The following is a 16064-nucleotide window of genomic DNA, read 5'->3' on the forward strand; positions in this document are numbered from 1 at the left end:
CGGAGAAGTACCAGCTGCGGCCCCGCGACTGGGAGGCGGCCGAACGCGAGGGACGCAGCATCGCCCCGCTGATCACCCGCCTCAACACCGTCCGCCGGATCCACCCCGCGCTGCACCAGCTGCGCGACCTGCACTTCCACCACACCGACAACGACGCGCTCCTCGCCTACAGCAAGCGCAGCGGAGACGACGTCGTCCTGGTGGTGGTCAATCTCGACCCGCATCGGGCCCAGGAGGCCACGGTCTCGCTCGACATGCCGCGACTCGGCCTGGACTGGCACGCGTCGGTGCCGGTGCGCGACGAGCTCACCGGCGAGACCTACCACTGGGGCCGGAACAACTACGTGCGCCTCGAGCCGGGGCGGGCTCCCGCGCACGTCTTCCACCTCCAGTCCCCGCCCGCCGCGCAAGGTAACGGAGGGGCAGGAACGTCATGACCGTGAACGAACCCGTGCCGGACACCTTCGAGGACACCCCGGCCAGGGACCGGGATCCCGACTGGTTCAAGCGCGCCGTCTTCTACGAGGTGCTGGTCCGCTCGTTCCAGGACAGTAACGGCGACGGCGTCGGCGACCTCAGGGGCCTGACCGCCAAGCTGGACTACCTCCAGTGGCTCGGCGTCGACTGCCTGTGGCTGCCGCCGTTCTTCAAGTCGCCCCTGCGTGACGGCGGCTACGACGTCAGCGACTACACCGCCGTGCTCCCCGAGTTCGGCGACCTCGCCGACTTCGTGGAGTTCGTCGACGCCGCCCACCAGCGCGGCATGCGCGTGATCATCGACTTCGTCATGAACCACACCAGCGACCAGCACCCGTGGTTCCAGGAGTCCAGGAAGGACCCCGACGGCCCCTACGGCGACTTCTACATGTGGGCCGACGACGACAAGGGCTACCCGGACGCGCGGATCATCTTCGTCGACACGGAGACCTCGAACTGGACGTTCGACCCCGTGCGCGGCCAGTACTTCTTCCACCGCTTCTTCTCGCACCAGCCGGACCTCAACTACGAGAACCCGCGCGTCCAGGAGGAGATCCTGGCCGCGCTGAAGTTCTGGCTGGACCTGGGCATCGACGGCTTCCGGCTGGACGCGGTCCCGTACCTCTACGCGGCCGAGGGCACCAACTGCGAGAACCTGCCCGCCACGCACGCCTTCCTCAAGCGGGTGCGCAAGGAGATCGACGCCCAGTACCCGGACACCGTGCTGCTGGCGGAGGCCAACCAGTGGCCCGAGGACGTCGTCGACTACTTCGGCGACTACGCCGCCGGCGGCGACGAGTGCCACATGGCGTTCCACTTCCCGGTCATGCCCCGCATCTTCATGGCCGTCCGCCGCGAGTCCCGCTACCCGGTCTCCGAGATCCTGGCCAAGACACCGGCGATCCCGTCGAACTGCCAGTGGGGCATGTTCCTGCGCAACCACGACGAGCTGACCCTGGAGATGGTCACCGACGAGGAGCGCGACTACATGTGGGCCGAGTACGCCAAGGATCCCCGCATGCGGGCCAACATCGGCATCCGCAGGCGCCTGGCGCCACTGCTGGACAACGACCGGCACACCATCGAGCTGTTCACCGCGCTGCTGCTGGCCCTGCCCGGCTCGCCGATCCTGTACTACGGCGACGAGATCGGCATGGGCGACAACATCTGGCTCGGCGACCGCGACGCGGTGCGCACCCCGATGCAGTGGACCCCGGACCGCAACGCCGGCTTCTCCACCAGCGACCCCGGCCGGCTGTACCTGCCGGCCATCATGGACCCGGTCTACGGCCACCAGGTGACCAACGTCGAGGCGTCGATGTCGTCGCCGTCGTCGCTGCTGCACTGGACCCGGCGCATGATCGAGATCCGCAAGCAGAACCCCGCGTTCGGCCTCGGCTCCTACACCGAGCTGCCCTCGTCCAACCCCGCCGTGCTGGCCTTCCTGCGGGAGTACGAGGACGACCTGGTGCTGTGCGTGAACAACTTCGCCCGCTTCGCCCAGCCCACGGAACTCGACCTGCGCGAGTTCGCCGGGCGGCACCCGGTGGAGCTGTTCGGCGGGGTCCGCTTCCCCGCGATCGGTGAACTGCCGTACCTGCTCACCCTCGGGGGCCACGGCTTCTACTGGTTCCGGCTCACTCGAGTCGCATCCCGCATCGGCCGGCGACTGTGAGCGTGCGCCGACGAAAGGAGGCGTGACCATGCCGAAGACCGCATCCCTCCGCCCGGACCTCACGCGCCTGGCCGAGCCCATGGAGTCGCTCGGGGCGCTGCTGCGCGACTGGCTGCCCCGGCAGCGCTGGTTCGCCGGCAAGGACCGGCCCGTCACCGAACTCGGTCTGCTGTCGATGACCGAGCTGTTCCCGGGGTGCCTGCACCTGCTGGTGCACGCCGGGCACGCGGGGCACACCGGCGTGCCCTCGCCCGGCGGCGCGCCCCCGGCCGGCGACTGCTACCAGCTGCTGCTCGGTGTGCGCGAGCACCCGTCGCCACGGCTGGGCCGGGCGCTGATCGGGCAGGTGCAGGACGGGCCGCTGGCCGGCACGACCGTCTACGACGCCCTGCACGATCCGCGCTCCGCGCAACTGCTGCTGGAGCGGCTGCGCCGGCCGGGCACCGCGGGCCCCCTGCGCTTCGACTGCGACCCGGAGCAGGAGGTCCCCGCCGGGCTCGTGCCGCGGCTGCTGGACGCCGAGCAGTCCAACTCCTCGCTGGTGTACGGCGACGAGTACATCCTGAAGGTCTTCCGGCGCATCCAGCCGGGCGTCAACCCGGACCTGGAGGTGCCGGGCGCGCTGGCCCGCCAGGGCTGCCACCGCGTCCCCGCGCCGGTGGCCTGGTTCCAGACCAGGCACCCCTTCACCGCGACCCTGGGCGTGCTCCAGCCCTACCTCCAGGGGGCCTCCGACGGCTGGACGCTGGCCCTGGAGGCGCTGGCCGCCGGGGACGACTTCACCGTCCAGGCCCGGGCGCTGGGAGCGGCCACGGCCGAGGTGCACCTCGCGCTGGCCTCGGCGTTCCCCGTCGGGGCGCCCGGGGAGAACGCGCGCACGGCGTCGGCCATGACCGAGCGGCTGGACGCCGCCGCGCACTGCGTGCCCGCGCTCCAGCCCCACGTACCGGGACTGCGCACCGCGTTCGCCGCGCTCACCACCTGCGACCCGGGCCCGCCCGCCCAGCGCATCCACGGCGATCTGCATCTGGGACAGGTGCTGCGGGCCGGGCGCGACTGGTTCGTCATCGACTTCGAGGGCGAGCCGTCCCGGCCGCTCTCCGAACGGCGCAGCGCCCACTCCCCCGTGCGGGACATCGCCGGGATGCTGCGCTCCTTCGACTACGCCGCCCGGCAGCGCCGCCCCTGGCGCCCGGAGTGGGCCCGCCGCTGCCGGGAGGCCTACTGCGCGGGCTACGCCGCCCGCGCCGGCTGGGACCCACGCAAGAAGCACGGACTGCTCCGGGCCTACGAGACGGACCGGGCCGTGTACGAGGTGCTGTACGAGGCACGGCACCGCCCCGACTGGCTGCCTGTACCGATGGCGGCGATCGAGCGCCTCGCCGTGAGAGGAGACTGAGCCGTGGCCCTGCGAGACACCTCAATCCCGGAGCCGTCCGGCCCGGTCACGACGGCACCCGCGCCCGCCCTGAGCGCGGAGGACCGCGGGCGGCTGCTGGCGGGCGCCCACCACGACCCGCACGCCCTGCTGGGCGCCCACCCGGTGCCCGGCGGAGTGGTCTTCCGGGCGCTGCGCCCGTTCGCCCGCTCGGTGTCCGTCGTGACCGGCGGCAGGAGCGTGCCCCTGGTCTCCGAGGGCGAGGGGCTCTTCTCGGGCGTGCTGCCGCTGGCGGACGTCCCCGACTACCGGCTGCACGTGGTGTACGAGGCGGGTGAGATCGAGACGCACGACCCGTACCGGTTCCTGCCCGCGCTCGGCGAGCTCGACCTGCACCTGATCCGGGAGGGGCGCCACGAGCAGCTGTGGCAGGCACTCGGCGCGCAGCCCATGACCCACGAGGGGGTGACCGGCACCCGGTTCACGGTGTGGGCGCCGAACGCGCAGGGCGTGCGGGTGGCCACCGACTTCACCCACTGGGACGGGACGCAGTTCCCGATGCGCTCGCTGGGCGCGTCCGGTGTGTGGGAGCTGTTCCTGCCGGACGTCGGCGAGGGCACGGCGTACAAGTTCGAGATCCACTCGCGGCACGGCCACCGCTTCCTCAAGGCCGACCCGATGGCGCGCCGCACGGAGGAGCCGCCCAACACGGCGTCGATCGTCACGGCCTCGCACTACGCGTGGGACGACGCGGAGTGGATGGCGCACCGGGCGGACCGGCCGGTGCACGAGGCGCCGTTCTCGGTGTACGAGGTGCACCTGGCGTCCTGGCGGCCGGGGCTGACCTACCGGCAGCTCGCCGAGGAGCTCCCGAAGTACGTCAAGGAGATGGGCTTCACCCACGTCGAGCTGATGCCGGTCGCCGAGCACCCCTTCCACGGGTCCTGGGGCTACCAGGTGACCGGCTTCTACGCGCCGACGGCCCGGCTCGGCACGCCGGACGACTTCCGGTTCTTCGTCGACGCCTGCCACCGGGCGGGGATCGGCGTGATCATGGACTGGGTGCCGGCCCACTTCCCGAAGGACGACTGGGCGCTGGCCCGCTTCGACGGGGAGCCGCTGTACGAGCCGGGGGACGACCGCCGTGCGGAGCACCCGGACTGGGGCACCTACGAGTTCGACTTCGGCCGCACCGAGGTGCGCAACTTCCTCGTGGCGAACGCCGTGTACTGGTGCGAGGAGTTCCACATCGACGGGCTGCGCGTGGACGCGGTGGCCTCGATGCTCTACCTGGACTACTCGCGCGAGGACGGCCAGTGGGAGCCCAACGCCTACGGCGGCCGGGAGGACCTGGCGGCCATGCGGTTCCTCCAGGAGATGAACGCGACGGTCTACCGGCGGGCTCCCGGCGTGGTGACCATCGCCGAGGAGTCCACCGCCTGGGGCGGGGTGACCAAGCCCACCGACTCCGGCGGGCTCGGCTTCGGCCTGAAGTGGAACATGGGCTGGATGCACGACTCGCTGGAGTACGTCTCCCACGAGCCGGTGCACCGCAAATACCACCACCACGAGATGACGTTCTCGATGGTGTACGCCTACAGCGAGAACTACGTGCTGCCGATCTCCCACGACGAGGTGGTGCACGGCAAGCAGGCCCTGGTGTCGAAGATGCCGGGCGACTGGTGGCAGCGGCGTGCCAACCACCGGGCCTACCTGGGCTACATGTGGGGCCACCCCGGCAAGCAGCTGCTGTTCATGGGGCAGGAGTTCGCGCAGGGGGCGGAGTGGTCGGTGGAGCAGGGCCCGGAGTGGTGGCTGCTCGACGACGGCTACCACTCGGCGGACGACCACCGGGGGGTGCGCGAGCTGGTCCGCGACCTGAACGCGGTGTACCTCGAGACACCGGCGCTGTGGGAGTGCGACACCCGGCCGGAGGGCTTCCGCTGGGTGGCGGTGGACTCCGCCGACGACAACGTCCTGGCGTTCCTGCGGTACGACGCCGAGGGCAACCCGCTGCTGGCGGTCTCCAACTTCTCCCCCGTGGTCCGGCACGACTACGGGCTGTGGGTGCCGGGGGACGCCGTGGCCTGGCGGGAGCGGCTCAACACCGACGACCTGCGCTACGGCGGCAGCGGCGTCACCCGCCCGGATCCGGTGAAGCCGGAGGACGGCTGCCTGCGGATCACGCTGCCGCCGCTGGCCACCGTGTGGCTGACGCCGGACGCCGGGTAGAACTGCCTCCGTCCCGCCAGGTGTCCCACCCGCCCGCGGGGGGCACTGGGGGTCGTACCACCGGGACGTTCCGGTGGTACGACTCGACGGAGACAGAAGGGCGGGCACCAGGTGCGCACCGTGGGAGTGGAGGAGGAACTCCTCCTGGTCGATCCGGAGACCGGTGAACCGCGGGCACTGTCCGCCGCGGTCCTGGCCCGGGCGGCGCAGGACGAGGCGGGGCAGGACGTGTTCGAGAAGGAACTCCACGAGCAGATGCTGGAGTTCGCCACGCATCCGCAGTCCTCGATGGAGAGCCTGCACGCGGAGATCGTCCGCTGCCGCAAGGAGGCCGCCCGGCACGCCGGTGACATCGGCTGCACCGTGGCGGCCCTGGCCACGTCCCCGCTGCCGGTCAGTCCGGCGGTCAGCCTGAACCGCCGCTACCAGTGGATGGCCGAGCAGTACGGCATCGCCACCCAGGAGCAGCTCGTCATGGGCTGTCATGTACACGTGTCGGCGGAGTCCGACGAGGAGGGCGTCGCGGTCGTCGACCGGGTGCGCCCCTGGCTCCAGGTGCTGAAGGCGCTGAGCGCGAACTCGCCGTTCTGGCAGGGCAAGGACTCCGGGTACAGCAGCTACCGCAGCCGGGTGTGGCTGCGCTGGCCCTCCGCCGGCCCCACGGAGCTGTTCGGCTCCGCGGAGCGGTACCACCGGCAGGTCGCCGACATGGTCGCCACCGGCACGATCCTCGACGAGGGGATGATCTACTTCGACGCCCGGCTGTCGCGCAGCTATCCGACCGTGGAGTTCCGCGTCTCGGACGTCTGCCTGCACTCGGGCACGGCCGTGCTGATCGCCACACTCGTGCGCGGGCTGGTGGAGACCGCGGCCCGGGAGTGGCGGGCCGGGACCGAGCCGCTCGACCCCGGTGTCGGCCTGCTGCGGCTGGCCGACTGGCAGGCCGCCCGGTGCGGGCTCACGGGCGAGCTGCTGCACCCCGCGACCATGCGCCGCATGCCGGCCGAGACGGTCGTGCGCGCCCTGCTGGAGCACGTCGAGGAGGCCCTCGACAGCACCGGGGACCTGGAGCAGGCCCGGGCCGCCTGCGAGGAGCTGCTGCGCGAGGGGAACGGCGCCCGGGTGCAGCGCGAGCTGATGGAGCGCACGGGGAGCCTGCGGGACGTCGTCACGGAGTGCGTGCGGCACACGCAGGGGTGAGACGTCCCGGCTCGAGCGGGCGCCGGCTCAGAGGATCAGCACGAGTGCGTAGGCCAGGAAGAACGCCGCGACCAGCACGGAAACGATGATGATCACGGCCATCGGCCCCTTGGCCCACCCCTTGGTCGGGTTGTGCGTCTCCCGGGGCAGGGCCTCGGGCATGCTGCTCTCCGCGGGTGGGGTCTCGCCCGGCGGCACACCGCCGCCGGGCTCCAGACCGGTGCTGCGCTCGGGCTCGGGATCGGGACTGTAGTGACTCATGCCGACCGGGTCCCCCGATCACGCCCGGATCATCAGCGGACCCACTTCCGTATTTTCCGACCCCGAAGGGTCCTGCCTGGACTACATTCGAGCACCGCCGATGACGGTACCCGTCGGCACGGTCACACCACGTACATGTCAGGAGCAGTGCATGCGCGACCTCGCCCTCGCTCCACCTGCCGCGCCGAACCTGACCGGCGGCCTCGCCGACAGCGTCTTCGAGACGGCGGACCGCGAACCCACCCGGCCCCTGCTGGCCCGCCGCGTCGATCCGGCCTCCGCCGCCTGGGAGGAGATCACCGCGATCGAGCTGCGCGACCAGGTGGTGGACACGGCCAAGGGGCTGATCGCCGCCGGCATCGCGCCCGGTCACCGCGTGGCCATCATGGCCCGCACCCGCTACGAGTGGACGGTCCTGTGCTACTCACTGTGGGCCGTGGGCGCCGAGGTCGTCCCGGTCTACCCGACCTCCTCGCGTGACCAGGTGGAGTGGATCCTGCGGGACGCGGGCTGCGTGGCCGTGGTCGTGGAGGACGAGCAGGGCGTCATGACCGTCGGGTCGGTGTGCGCCGCGCTGCCGCTGCTGCGCCATGTGTGGCAGCTGGACGCGGGCGCGCTGGAGCAGCTGGCGGCGCGCGGCCACGACGTGCCGGTCACCACGGTGGACTCCATGCGCCGGATCGTGCTGCCCGACTCCACGGCCGTGATCGCCTACACCTCCGGGACGTCCGGCCGGCCGATGGGCTGCGCCCTCAGCCACCGCAATCTGGCCGCCCCCTGCGACACGCTGCTGGCGGGCTGGGGGCACACCGCCGCGCCCCGCGGGGAGCAGGGGTCGGTGCTGGCGTTCCTGCCCTTCTCCCATGTGTACGGGCTGATGATCCAGGGGCTGTGCGTGCGCGGCGGCCTGCTCATGGGGCACCAGGCCGATCTGAGCGGGGAGGCGCTGGCCGCGGCGCTGCGCTCGTTCCGGCCGACCTACCTCTACGCGGTCCCCTCGGTCCTGGAGAAGATCTACAAGAACTTCCTGCGCGTCGCGCAGCAGGACGGCCACGGCGCGCTGTTCGAGCGGGCCGCGGCAACCGCGCGCGACTTCGCCGCGGCACTGGAGCGCCAGCGGCTCGGCCGGGGCCGCGGCCCCGGTCTCGACCTGCGGTTGCAGCACGCCCTGTACGAGCGGACCGTCTACCGGCGGCTGCGGGCCGCCCTCGGCGGGAGGGTGCAGCGGGCCACGTCCGGCGGCTCGCCCCTCAGCCGCGACCTGTCCCTGTTCTACGAGGGCATCGGCGTCTACGTCCACGACGGGTACGGCCTGACGGAGACGGCCGGCGGGGTCACGATGCAGCCGCTCGGCCGGGAGAAGTCCGGAACCGTGGGGCAGGCCCTGCCGGGCACGGAGATCCGCGTCGCCGAGGACGGCGAGATCCTGGTGCGCGGGCCGTCGGTGTTCCAGGGGTACGTGTGCGACGACGCCGCGACCCGGGCCGCCCTGCGCGGCGGCTGGCTGGCCACCGGCGACCTCGGGCGGCTGGACTCCGAGGGCTACCTCACGATCACCGGCCGCAAGAAGGACGTCATCATCACCAGCAGCGGCAAGAGCGTCGCCCCGGCCGCCCTGGAGCAGCGGCTGCGCATGCACCCCCTCGTCCACCAGGCGGTCGTGGTGGGCGACAACCGGCCCTGCGTCGGCGCCCTCATCACGCTGGACCCGGACTTCCTGGCCCACTGGCGCGCGGCACTGGCCCTCCAGGGCGAGCTGCGCGAGGCCCGGGAGGAGAACGCGCTGCGGGAGGAGGTCGCGCGGGCCGTGGCCGCGGCGAACAGCTCCGTCTCGCCGTCGGAGTCGATCCGGGTGTTCCGGGTGCTGCCCGAGCCGTTCGACGTGACGAACGGGCTGCTGACCCCCTCCATGAAGCTGCGCCGCGACGAGATCGTGCGGCACCACGCGTCCGAGATCGACGCGATGTACGAGTCGCGCAGGCGCCCGGGGCGGCAACCCACCAGGGACGAACCGTCACATTGGGACGATACGGACAACGTGTTCCGCTGAGCGGGGTGGCGAACGCGTAGCCCTCGCCACCATGGGAACACGCGACAGTGGCGACGCACGAGAAAGGACGACTGCCCTGACGACAGCCCTTGCTGACGCCCGGGCCGGAAAGGCGATATGTCAACCGAGCCGCGTGGAGACGACGCCCTGACCTCCGAGGAGATCCCCAGCCGCACGAACAGCTTCGTGGGCGAGCCGCACGACGTGACGGGTGCGCGCCTCGCAGCGGAGGAGTTCCTGCGTGATCTGGCACGCTCCTCCCCGCCCTCCGCTCCCGAGTACTGGGACGACATCCTGCTGGTGGTGACGGAACTGGCCGCCAACGCGGTCCAGTACGCCCCGGGTCCGTTCGCGCTGCGGATGCGCCGGACCTTCGACGGCGTGCACGTGGTCCTGCACGACACCAGCACCACCGAACCCGCCCCACGCCCCTTCGATCCCCGCAGTGGCGGCGGCGGCATCGGCTGGCACCTGATCCACACCCTGTGCGACCAGGTCAGTGTGGTGACCGACGACAGCGGCAAGGACGTGCACGTCTTCCTGCCGTGGTGAGGCCGGTCGCCGCCCCCTGCGCCCCGGACCCGGCGAGCGGTGGACGGACGGCACACGAGAAGGGAGCGCCCGGCTCGCGCCGGGCGCTCCCTTTAAGGACCGCGCTCCCTGCCCGCAGGTGGCCGGTCAGGGGCGCGAGGCGCCCGTGACCGGCTCAGACCGCGGTCGTCTCGCGCGGCGGCAGCCGGTGGTAGTAGTCGCCCACGGCCGTCAGGTACTGCGGGTCCCGCGTCTCGCTGTCGGTCTCGAAGCGGGGCGCCTCCTTGGCGTCGGCCCTGCTGCAGGCCAGTGTGATCTTCCGGCCCTCGGTGTCCACGCCCGTGACGACTCCGGCCGGCACCAGGACGCTGCGGCCGAAGACCCAGACCCCCGTGTCGACGACGAGGTGCCGCATGCCGTGCGGGGCGTCCTCCCGGTCCACGTGCCCGATCGTGCCGTCGGTCGCCGCGACGCTGAACCCGGTCAGGTCCTGCCCCTCGGTGTGGGCGCTGCCGGGTGCGTACGACCAGATTCTGTCGATGGCCACGCTGCTCCATCCTCCCTGGCGGTGTGCGGATCGCGGGGCGGCGGCGGACGCCTTCCGCCCGTCCTGCCGTCCCACAGCGGCAATTACCCTCCTGGCGCACGCGCATTCGGTGATCGGGTCGGCAACCCGGGCGTCTTCCGCCGGGTGATCCCGAAAGCCGTGCACATCACGCAGGCATGCATCGGGGATTGCCGGGTATTCGCGGGGCGCGGTGGGATCCGAGCCCTGGTGCGGAAGGAGGCGCATGACAGACGGCACCCGAGTCCGGAGAACGACCGGCATCCCCGCGCACCGCGGTCACCCCAGGCGGTGACCGACCCCAGGCCGTAGCACTTGTTGGAGGTACCCGTGCCCCTCGCCCAGAACCCGCTGTCCGTGGAAGTCGAACTGCCCCGGGAGGACGTCGCCCTGATCACGGTCGACGGCTACCTGGACGTCGACACCGCGACCGAGTTCCAGGCCCATCTGGCCAACCAACTCCACCACGGCCGACGTCACTTCCTGCTGGACCTCGCGTCCGTGCCGTTCATGGACTCGTCGGGGATGAACATCATCCTGCGCGTCTACCAGGAGACCCGTAAGACCGAGGGCAGCGTGCACGTCATCAGCCCGACGCCCGCCGTGCGGCGCATCCTCGATCTGACCGGCGTGAGCATCACCGTGCCGATATCGGAGAGCGTCGACGAGGCGCTGGCCCGGGTCGACGCGGGACCGTCGGTCCCGGAGGAACCGGAGCTCTGACCGACCGGGCACCCCTCGGGCACGGCACCGGCGCGGGCCGGTCGGCCGGTGCCCGGATCGGTGCGCCCGAACGTCGTCACCGGCGCGTCGCCCGCCGGTCCAAGAGGTGGCCGACGGCCGCTCCCCCGAATCGGACCGCTTGCCCCGGATCAGGTGTCGTACGAGGTCGGCGCGTGGTTAGAGTTGTCGCCCGGCAAGTGTCACAGCGCCGTCCCGATCACTGCAGCGGGGCGGCCGGCGCAACGCGGATGAGGAGAGAACCAGGTGCCGGAGCACGAAGCGGACGGACAGCTCGCCACGCCGACCGACGAGGTACGGGACTTCCTGCACCGCCGGCGTGAGCAGATCGCCCAGCGGTGGGCGGACGAGCCTGTGTTCCGCACCGTGTTCACCGTCTCGCGCGACGAGGCGGTGGAGGCGGGCAAGGTGATCGTGGAGGCGCTGGCCCGGGTGGCCGACTCGGGCCAGGTGGAGAACCCCGACGCCGCGGGCTTCAGCGGGGTGCGGGAGCAACTGGCCCGGATGGGCGCGGCCCGCTCCCGCGCCGGGCTGTCCGGCACCCAGGTGTCCGGTGAGCTGGCCGCGCTGCGGCCGCCCGTGGAGAACCTGCTGGCCGCCGATCTGGAGCAGGCACCACCGGAGCACCTGCGGGCGTCCTCCACCGCGCTGACGGTGCTGATGGGCACCCTGCGGCTGGTGGCGATGCAGGCGGCCCTCAGCGAGTCGCAGGCACTCAGCGACCGGCAGCGGCTGCAGCTGATGGAGGTGGCCACCCCCGTCATCCGCCTGTGGGACGGCATCGTCGCCGTGCCGCTGATCGGCACGCTCGACAGCGCCCGCAGCCAGGTGGTGATGGAGACACTGCTCAACGCCGTCGTCGACGAGCACGCCCGGTTCGCGATCCTCGACATCACCGGTGTGCCGACGGTGGACTCCCTGGTCGCCCAGCACCTGATGAAGACGGTCGCCGCGGCGCGCCTCATGGGCGCCGAATGCATCGTCTCGGGTATCCGGCCGGCCATCGCCCAGACGATCGTGCACCTCGGTCTCGACCTGGACGTCATCACCCGCGCGAGCCTCGCCGACGCCCTGGGGTACGCCCTGCACCAGCTGGGCGCCGACATCGTGACCCGGGGCGCGGTCAAGCGGTGAACGACGTTCACACCCGCCCCGCCGCGGGCCACGTACCGGTGCTCCGGCTCGGTGACGTGCTGCTCGTCACCCTCCAGGGAGACCTGTACGACAGCACGGCGCAGCAGTTGCAGCAGGACCTCGCGGAGACCATCTCCCGCACCGGGGTGCGCGGCGTCCTGATCGACATCTCCGGCATCGAGATCGTCGACTCCTTCCTGGGCCGGGTGCTGGCCGAGATCGCCGCGCAGGCCGAACTGCTCGCCGCGCGCACGGTGGTGGCCGGTATGCGTCCCGCCGTCGCCATCACCCTCGTGGAACTGGGCCTGTCGCTGCCGGGGCTGGGCACGGCGCTCAGCACCGAGGCCGGCATGGAGCTCCTCACGGGGCGGCCGGCGCGGGCCCGCGCCGGCGGTCCGCGTCAGGAGAGTCCGTGATGCACACCGCCGCGGGCGTCGATGCCTGCCTGCCCATCCGGTCCGACATGGACCTGGTGTGGGTGCGACAGCACGTGCGGCAGGCCGCCGCCCTGCTCGGCTTCGGCCTGGTGGAGCAGACCAAGCTGGTCACGGCGGCCAGTGAGCTGGCCCGCAACACGCTGGTGCACGGCGGGGGCGGGCAGATGAAGGCGACCCGCGTCAGCAGCGCGGGCGCCCAGGGCCTGCAGCTGGCCTTCAGCGACGAGGGGCCCGGCATCGCCGATCTGGACCTGGCACTGAGCGACGGCTACACCTCCGGCGGCGGACTCGGGATGGGGCTGAGCGGCGCCCGGCGCCTGGTGCACGAGTTCCACGTGGACAGCACACCGGGGGCCGGCACGACGGTACGGGTGACCTGCTGGGTGGCGCAGCCGCCGCGTCCGCGCGAGGAGGCCTGATGCCCCGCGTGTGGGACGTCCCGGTGCGCGACTGGACACGGGTGCACGACGCCCGGCTCGCCGCCGAGGGCGCGGCCGCGCTGGCCGGGCTGGACGAGCGGCGCGCCGCCGCGGCGGCCCTGGTCGCGACCGAGCTCGCGACGAACCTGCTGAAGCACGCGGAGGGCGGCCGGCTGCTCGCCGAGGTCGTGCCCGCCCCGGCGCCGTCGCAGGAGGGCGGGCAGTCCCACGTCGTGCAGCTCGCCGCGATCGACCACGGCCCGGGCATCGGCGACGTCCCCGCGGCCCTGCGCGACGGGTTCTCGACGACCGGCTCGCTCGGCGCGGGCCTGGGCACCTGCCGGCGGCTCGCCGACGACTTCGCCCTGCACAGCACGCCGAACAGTGGCACGGTCGCGGTGGCCCGCCTGGGCGCGGCCCCGCGGGGCGCGGACGCCGTACCGGGGGCCCGGGGCCACGGGCCGGAGCCCTCTGTACCGACGCCGGACGAGGGAGGTGCGCCCGGCTCGGTCCCCGGAACCGGCGGGGAGCGGCCCACCCCCGCCCCGGCCGGCGGGCGTGAACGTTTCGCTTCCCTCGCCGGCGTGCGCGCGGGAGGCCTGAACATCCCGTACGGCGGCGCGGAGCACTCGGGCGACGCCTGGGCCTGGGCGCGGGCCGGGGACGCGGTCACCCTGATGCTGGCGGACGGTCTCGGGCACGGTCCGGAAGCCGCCCGGGCCTCCACCGCCGCCGTCACGGCCCTGCACCTGTGCGCCCACCTGTCCCCCGCCGACGTGCTGCGGCGGCTGCACGACGCCCTGCGGGGCACGCGCGGTGCGGCGGTCTCCCTGGCGCGGCTCGACCTCGGCACCGGGCGGCTGCGGTTCGCCGGGATCGGCAACGTCGGAGCCCGGCTGCGCACCGGCGGCACCTGGCGCCACCTGCTCGCGCGGCCCGGCATAGTCGGCGTCCACCGGCCCACCACCCTCCGCGAGGAGGAGGCCGACTGGACGGGCGATCCCCTGCTGGTCCTGCACACCGACGGGCTGCCCAGCCGCTGGGCCCCGCCGCCCGGAGCCGGCCTGCCGGCGGCCGACCCGGCCGTGACGGCCGCCGTGACGATACGTGACGCGAGCAGTCCCGCCCGCCCGGTGCGGGACGACACCGCCGTGGCCGTGCTGACTCCGACCCCGCCGGAACTCCCATGAAGCGCACTTGGCAGATCACCACCGTCACCGATGCGGCCCGCGCGCGCATCGCCCTCGCGCGCCTGGCCGCCGCCCACGGCGTGCCCACCGTGGAGCGGACCCGGCTCGCGGCCGACCTCAGCGCACACCTGCGGCAGTGCCTCACCAAGGGCGGCACCTGGCGGCTCACCCTGAACCCGGCGGACGACGGCGCCGGCAAGGGGCTGCTGCGCGCCGTCGTCGTCCCCTCGCCGGAGGCGTGCGCCGCGGGCGAGCCCCCGTGGGAGGTCACCGTCCCCTGCCCCGAGAGGCCCCGTGCCGCCGACGACGACGTCGCCGAGGACCCCGCCGCCCTGGCGGAGGCCCTGCTCGGCGCCGACGAGGACACGGCCGTGGTGCTGGACAAGCTCACCGAGCAGGAGGACCTCGTGTCCTTCCACCGCGAGGAGCTGCACCAGACCAACCAGGGCGTGCTGGCCCTGCACGCCGAGCTGGACGCGGCGGGCAGGGCCCAGCGCGAGGCCTTCGCCGCCGAGCGCCGCGCCCGCAACGAGGCGGAGAGCGCCCGCCGCCGGCTGACCTTCCTCGCGGACGCCAGCGCCGTGCTGACGGCCTCGCTCAACCACGAGGAGATCGTGCGCCGGCTGCCCGACCTGCTGGTGCCCGAGTACGCCAGCAGCGTCGACGTCTGGCTCTTCGACCAGGAGGAGGACAAGGACCGCGCGGCGCCGCACCCGGCCGCGGCCGTCGCCGCCGCCCGGACCGGGCGTCCCCAGTACGCCGCCGACCACCCGGGCGAGCTGCCCGGTGTCGACGACCATCCCCCGACGGCGCTGAACCCGGGGCGCCCGCTGCTGTGCGTGCCGCTGCCGACCCGGCGGGCGCCGCTCGGGGTGCTGACGCTCTCGCCGCCCGGGGCGCGTTGGGACCCGGACGACGCGGTCATGCTGATCGAGCTCACCCGGCGGGCCAGCATCGCGATCGACAACGCCCGGCGCTTCGAGCACAACCGGGACATCGCCGAGACCCTCCAGCGGGCGCTGCTCACGGACCTGCCCGCCACCGAGGGCCTCAGCCTGGCCGCGCGGTACCTGCCCGCCACGCACGGCCTGAACATCGGCGGTGACTGGTACGACGCCTTCCCGCAGCGCGACGGCGGTCTCATCACGGTCATCGGCGACGTGACCGGGCACGGACTGCGGGCCGCCGTCATGATGAGCCAGCTGCGCACCGCACTGCGGGCGTACGCCGTCGACGGCGACAGCCCGGGCCGGCTGCTGACCCGGCTGCACCGGTTCCTGCACCATCTCCAGCCGGACCTGTACGCCACGGCCGTCATCGCCCGGTTCCACCCGGACGAGCCCACCCTGACCTGGGCCGCGGCCGGGCACCCGCCGCCGGTGCTGCGCCGGGCCGACGGGACGGTGCAGATCCTCGACGCCAAGCCCGGCGCCATGCTCGGCATCCCGCTCACCCAGGAGATCGACGACCACACGGTGCGCCTGTCGCCCGGCTCGACCCTCGCCATGTACACCGACGGGCTGGTGGAGCGCCGGGCCCAGGGCATAGACCCGGGGATCGGTCGGCTGGCCGAGGCGCTCGGCCGGTTCCGCTCCGAGGAGCTGGACGCGGACCTGGAGGACTCGGCGGACCGGATCCTGCACCCGCTGCTGAGCGACTCCGAACGGGACGACGACGTGTGCCTGCTGCTGTGTCACGTCCGCGGGGACGGCGCCCGCTGAGCCGTCTCCCTGCGGCCCCGGAGCGCACACGTTCCGCCTCCCTCCACGGTGCT

General features: G+C 72.9%; 15 protein-coding genes. 13 read left to right on the forward strand and 2 right to left on the reverse strand.

Annotated features, from left to right (window positions below; all coding sequences use genetic code 11):
- The 5 genes from ACZ6ZN_RS23195 to ACZ6ZN_RS23215 form a co-directional block, all read left to right on the forward strand.
- The coding region (locus ACZ6ZN_RS23195; RefSeq protein ID WP_469648989.1) for an alpha-glucosidase C-terminal domain-containing protein at positions 1 to 437 on the forward strand (437 nt) is incomplete at its 5' end.
- The gene (gene treS / locus ACZ6ZN_RS23200; protein ID WP_469648991.1) at positions 434 to 2152 is read left to right on the forward strand and encodes a maltose alpha-D-glucosyltransferase; all 1719 of its coding nucleotides are present in this window, start codon (positions 434 to 436) and stop codon (positions 2150 to 2152) included. The genes ACZ6ZN_RS23195 and treS, both read left to right, overlap by 4 nt.
- Before the next feature lie 28 nt (positions 2153 to 2180).
- Positions 2181 to 3551 carry a maltokinase N-terminal cap-like domain-containing protein gene (locus ACZ6ZN_RS23205; RefSeq protein WP_451879191.1) on the forward strand — a complete coding sequence of 457 codons (1371 nt, stop codon included), beginning with the start codon at positions 2181 to 2183 and terminating at the stop codon, positions 3549 to 3551.
- A gap of 3 nt (positions 3552 to 3554) precedes the next feature.
- Positions 3555 to 5762, forward strand: a complete 2208-nt coding sequence (gene glgB, locus ACZ6ZN_RS23210; protein ID WP_469648994.1) for a 1,4-alpha-glucan branching enzyme — start codon at positions 3555 to 3557, stop codon at positions 5760 to 5762.
- 111 nt (positions 5763 to 5873) lie between these two features.
- The gene (locus ACZ6ZN_RS23215; protein WP_469648997.1) at positions 5874 to 6962 is read left to right on the forward strand and encodes a glutamate--cysteine ligase 2; all 1089 of its coding nucleotides are present in this window, start codon (positions 5874 to 5876) and stop codon (positions 6960 to 6962) included.
- Between the two features lie 27 nt (positions 6963 to 6989).
- Here ACZ6ZN_RS23215 and ACZ6ZN_RS23220 read toward each other — a convergent pair whose 3' ends face one another.
- Positions 6990 to 7223: a DUF6480 family protein gene (locus tag ACZ6ZN_RS23220; protein ID WP_398108230.1), complete on the reverse strand. Its 234-nt coding sequence runs from the start codon at positions 7221 to 7223 to the stop codon at positions 6990 to 6992.
- 151 nt (positions 7224 to 7374) lie between these two features.
- Between ACZ6ZN_RS23220 and ACZ6ZN_RS23225 the strand changes: the two genes are divergently transcribed.
- Together ACZ6ZN_RS23225 and ACZ6ZN_RS23230 are read left to right on the forward strand one after the other, a co-directional pair.
- A complete protein-coding gene (locus tag ACZ6ZN_RS23225; RefSeq protein ID WP_469648999.1) occupies positions 7375 to 9273 on the forward strand; it encodes an AMP-dependent synthetase/ligase in 1899 nt (632 codons plus the stop codon).
- Between the two features lie 117 nt (positions 9274 to 9390).
- The gene (locus ACZ6ZN_RS23230; protein ID WP_333930237.1) at positions 9391 to 9825 is read left to right on the forward strand and encodes an ATP-binding protein; all 435 of its coding nucleotides are present in this window, start codon (positions 9391 to 9393) and stop codon (positions 9823 to 9825) included.
- Positions 9826 to 9979: 154 nt separating this feature from the next.
- On the opposite strand, the gene ACZ6ZN_RS23235 is transcribed toward ACZ6ZN_RS23230, so the two are convergent.
- Positions 9980 to 10351, reverse strand: coding sequence for a PRC-barrel domain containing protein (locus ACZ6ZN_RS23235; RefSeq protein WP_398108232.1), 372 nt, complete (start codon positions 10349 to 10351; stop codon positions 9980 to 9982).
- Positions 10352 to 10699: 348 nt separating this feature from the next.
- On the opposite strand from ACZ6ZN_RS23235, the gene ACZ6ZN_RS23240 reads away from it, so the two are divergent.
- From ACZ6ZN_RS23240 to ACZ6ZN_RS23265, 6 genes are all read left to right on the forward strand, one after another.
- Positions 10700 to 11092: an STAS domain-containing protein gene (locus tag ACZ6ZN_RS23240; RefSeq protein ID WP_398108233.1), complete on the forward strand. Its 393-nt coding sequence runs from the start codon at positions 10700 to 10702 to the stop codon at positions 11090 to 11092.
- A 264-nt stretch (positions 11093 to 11356) separates the two neighbouring features.
- Positions 11357 to 12244, forward strand: a complete 888-nt coding sequence (locus ACZ6ZN_RS23245; protein ID WP_398108234.1) for an STAS domain-containing protein — start codon at positions 11357 to 11359, stop codon at positions 12242 to 12244.
- Entirely contained in the window at positions 12241 to 12660 is a 420-nt protein-coding gene (locus ACZ6ZN_RS23250) for an STAS domain-containing protein (protein ID WP_398108235.1), read from the forward strand. The genes ACZ6ZN_RS23245 and ACZ6ZN_RS23250 overlap by 4 nt, the downstream gene beginning before the upstream one ends.
- Entirely contained in the window at positions 12660 to 13100 is a 441-nt protein-coding gene (locus ACZ6ZN_RS23255) for an anti-sigma regulatory factor (protein ID WP_451879194.1), read from the forward strand. The genes ACZ6ZN_RS23250 and ACZ6ZN_RS23255 overlap by 1 nt, the downstream gene beginning before the upstream one ends.
- Complete coding sequence (locus ACZ6ZN_RS23260) at positions 13100 to 14290, forward strand: SpoIIE family protein phosphatase (RefSeq protein ID WP_469649008.1); 1191 nt, start codon at positions 13100 to 13102, stop codon at positions 14288 to 14290. Before ACZ6ZN_RS23255 ends, ACZ6ZN_RS23260 begins: the two co-directional genes overlap by 1 nt.
- Complete coding sequence (locus ACZ6ZN_RS23265) at positions 14287 to 16011, forward strand: PP2C family protein-serine/threonine phosphatase (protein ID WP_469649011.1); 1725 nt, start codon at positions 14287 to 14289, stop codon at positions 16009 to 16011. Before ACZ6ZN_RS23260 ends, ACZ6ZN_RS23265 begins: the two co-directional genes overlap by 4 nt.
- Positions 16012 to 16064: the final 53 nt, after the last annotated feature.

The organism is Streptomyces sp. NPDC053665, from assembly GCF_055585285.1.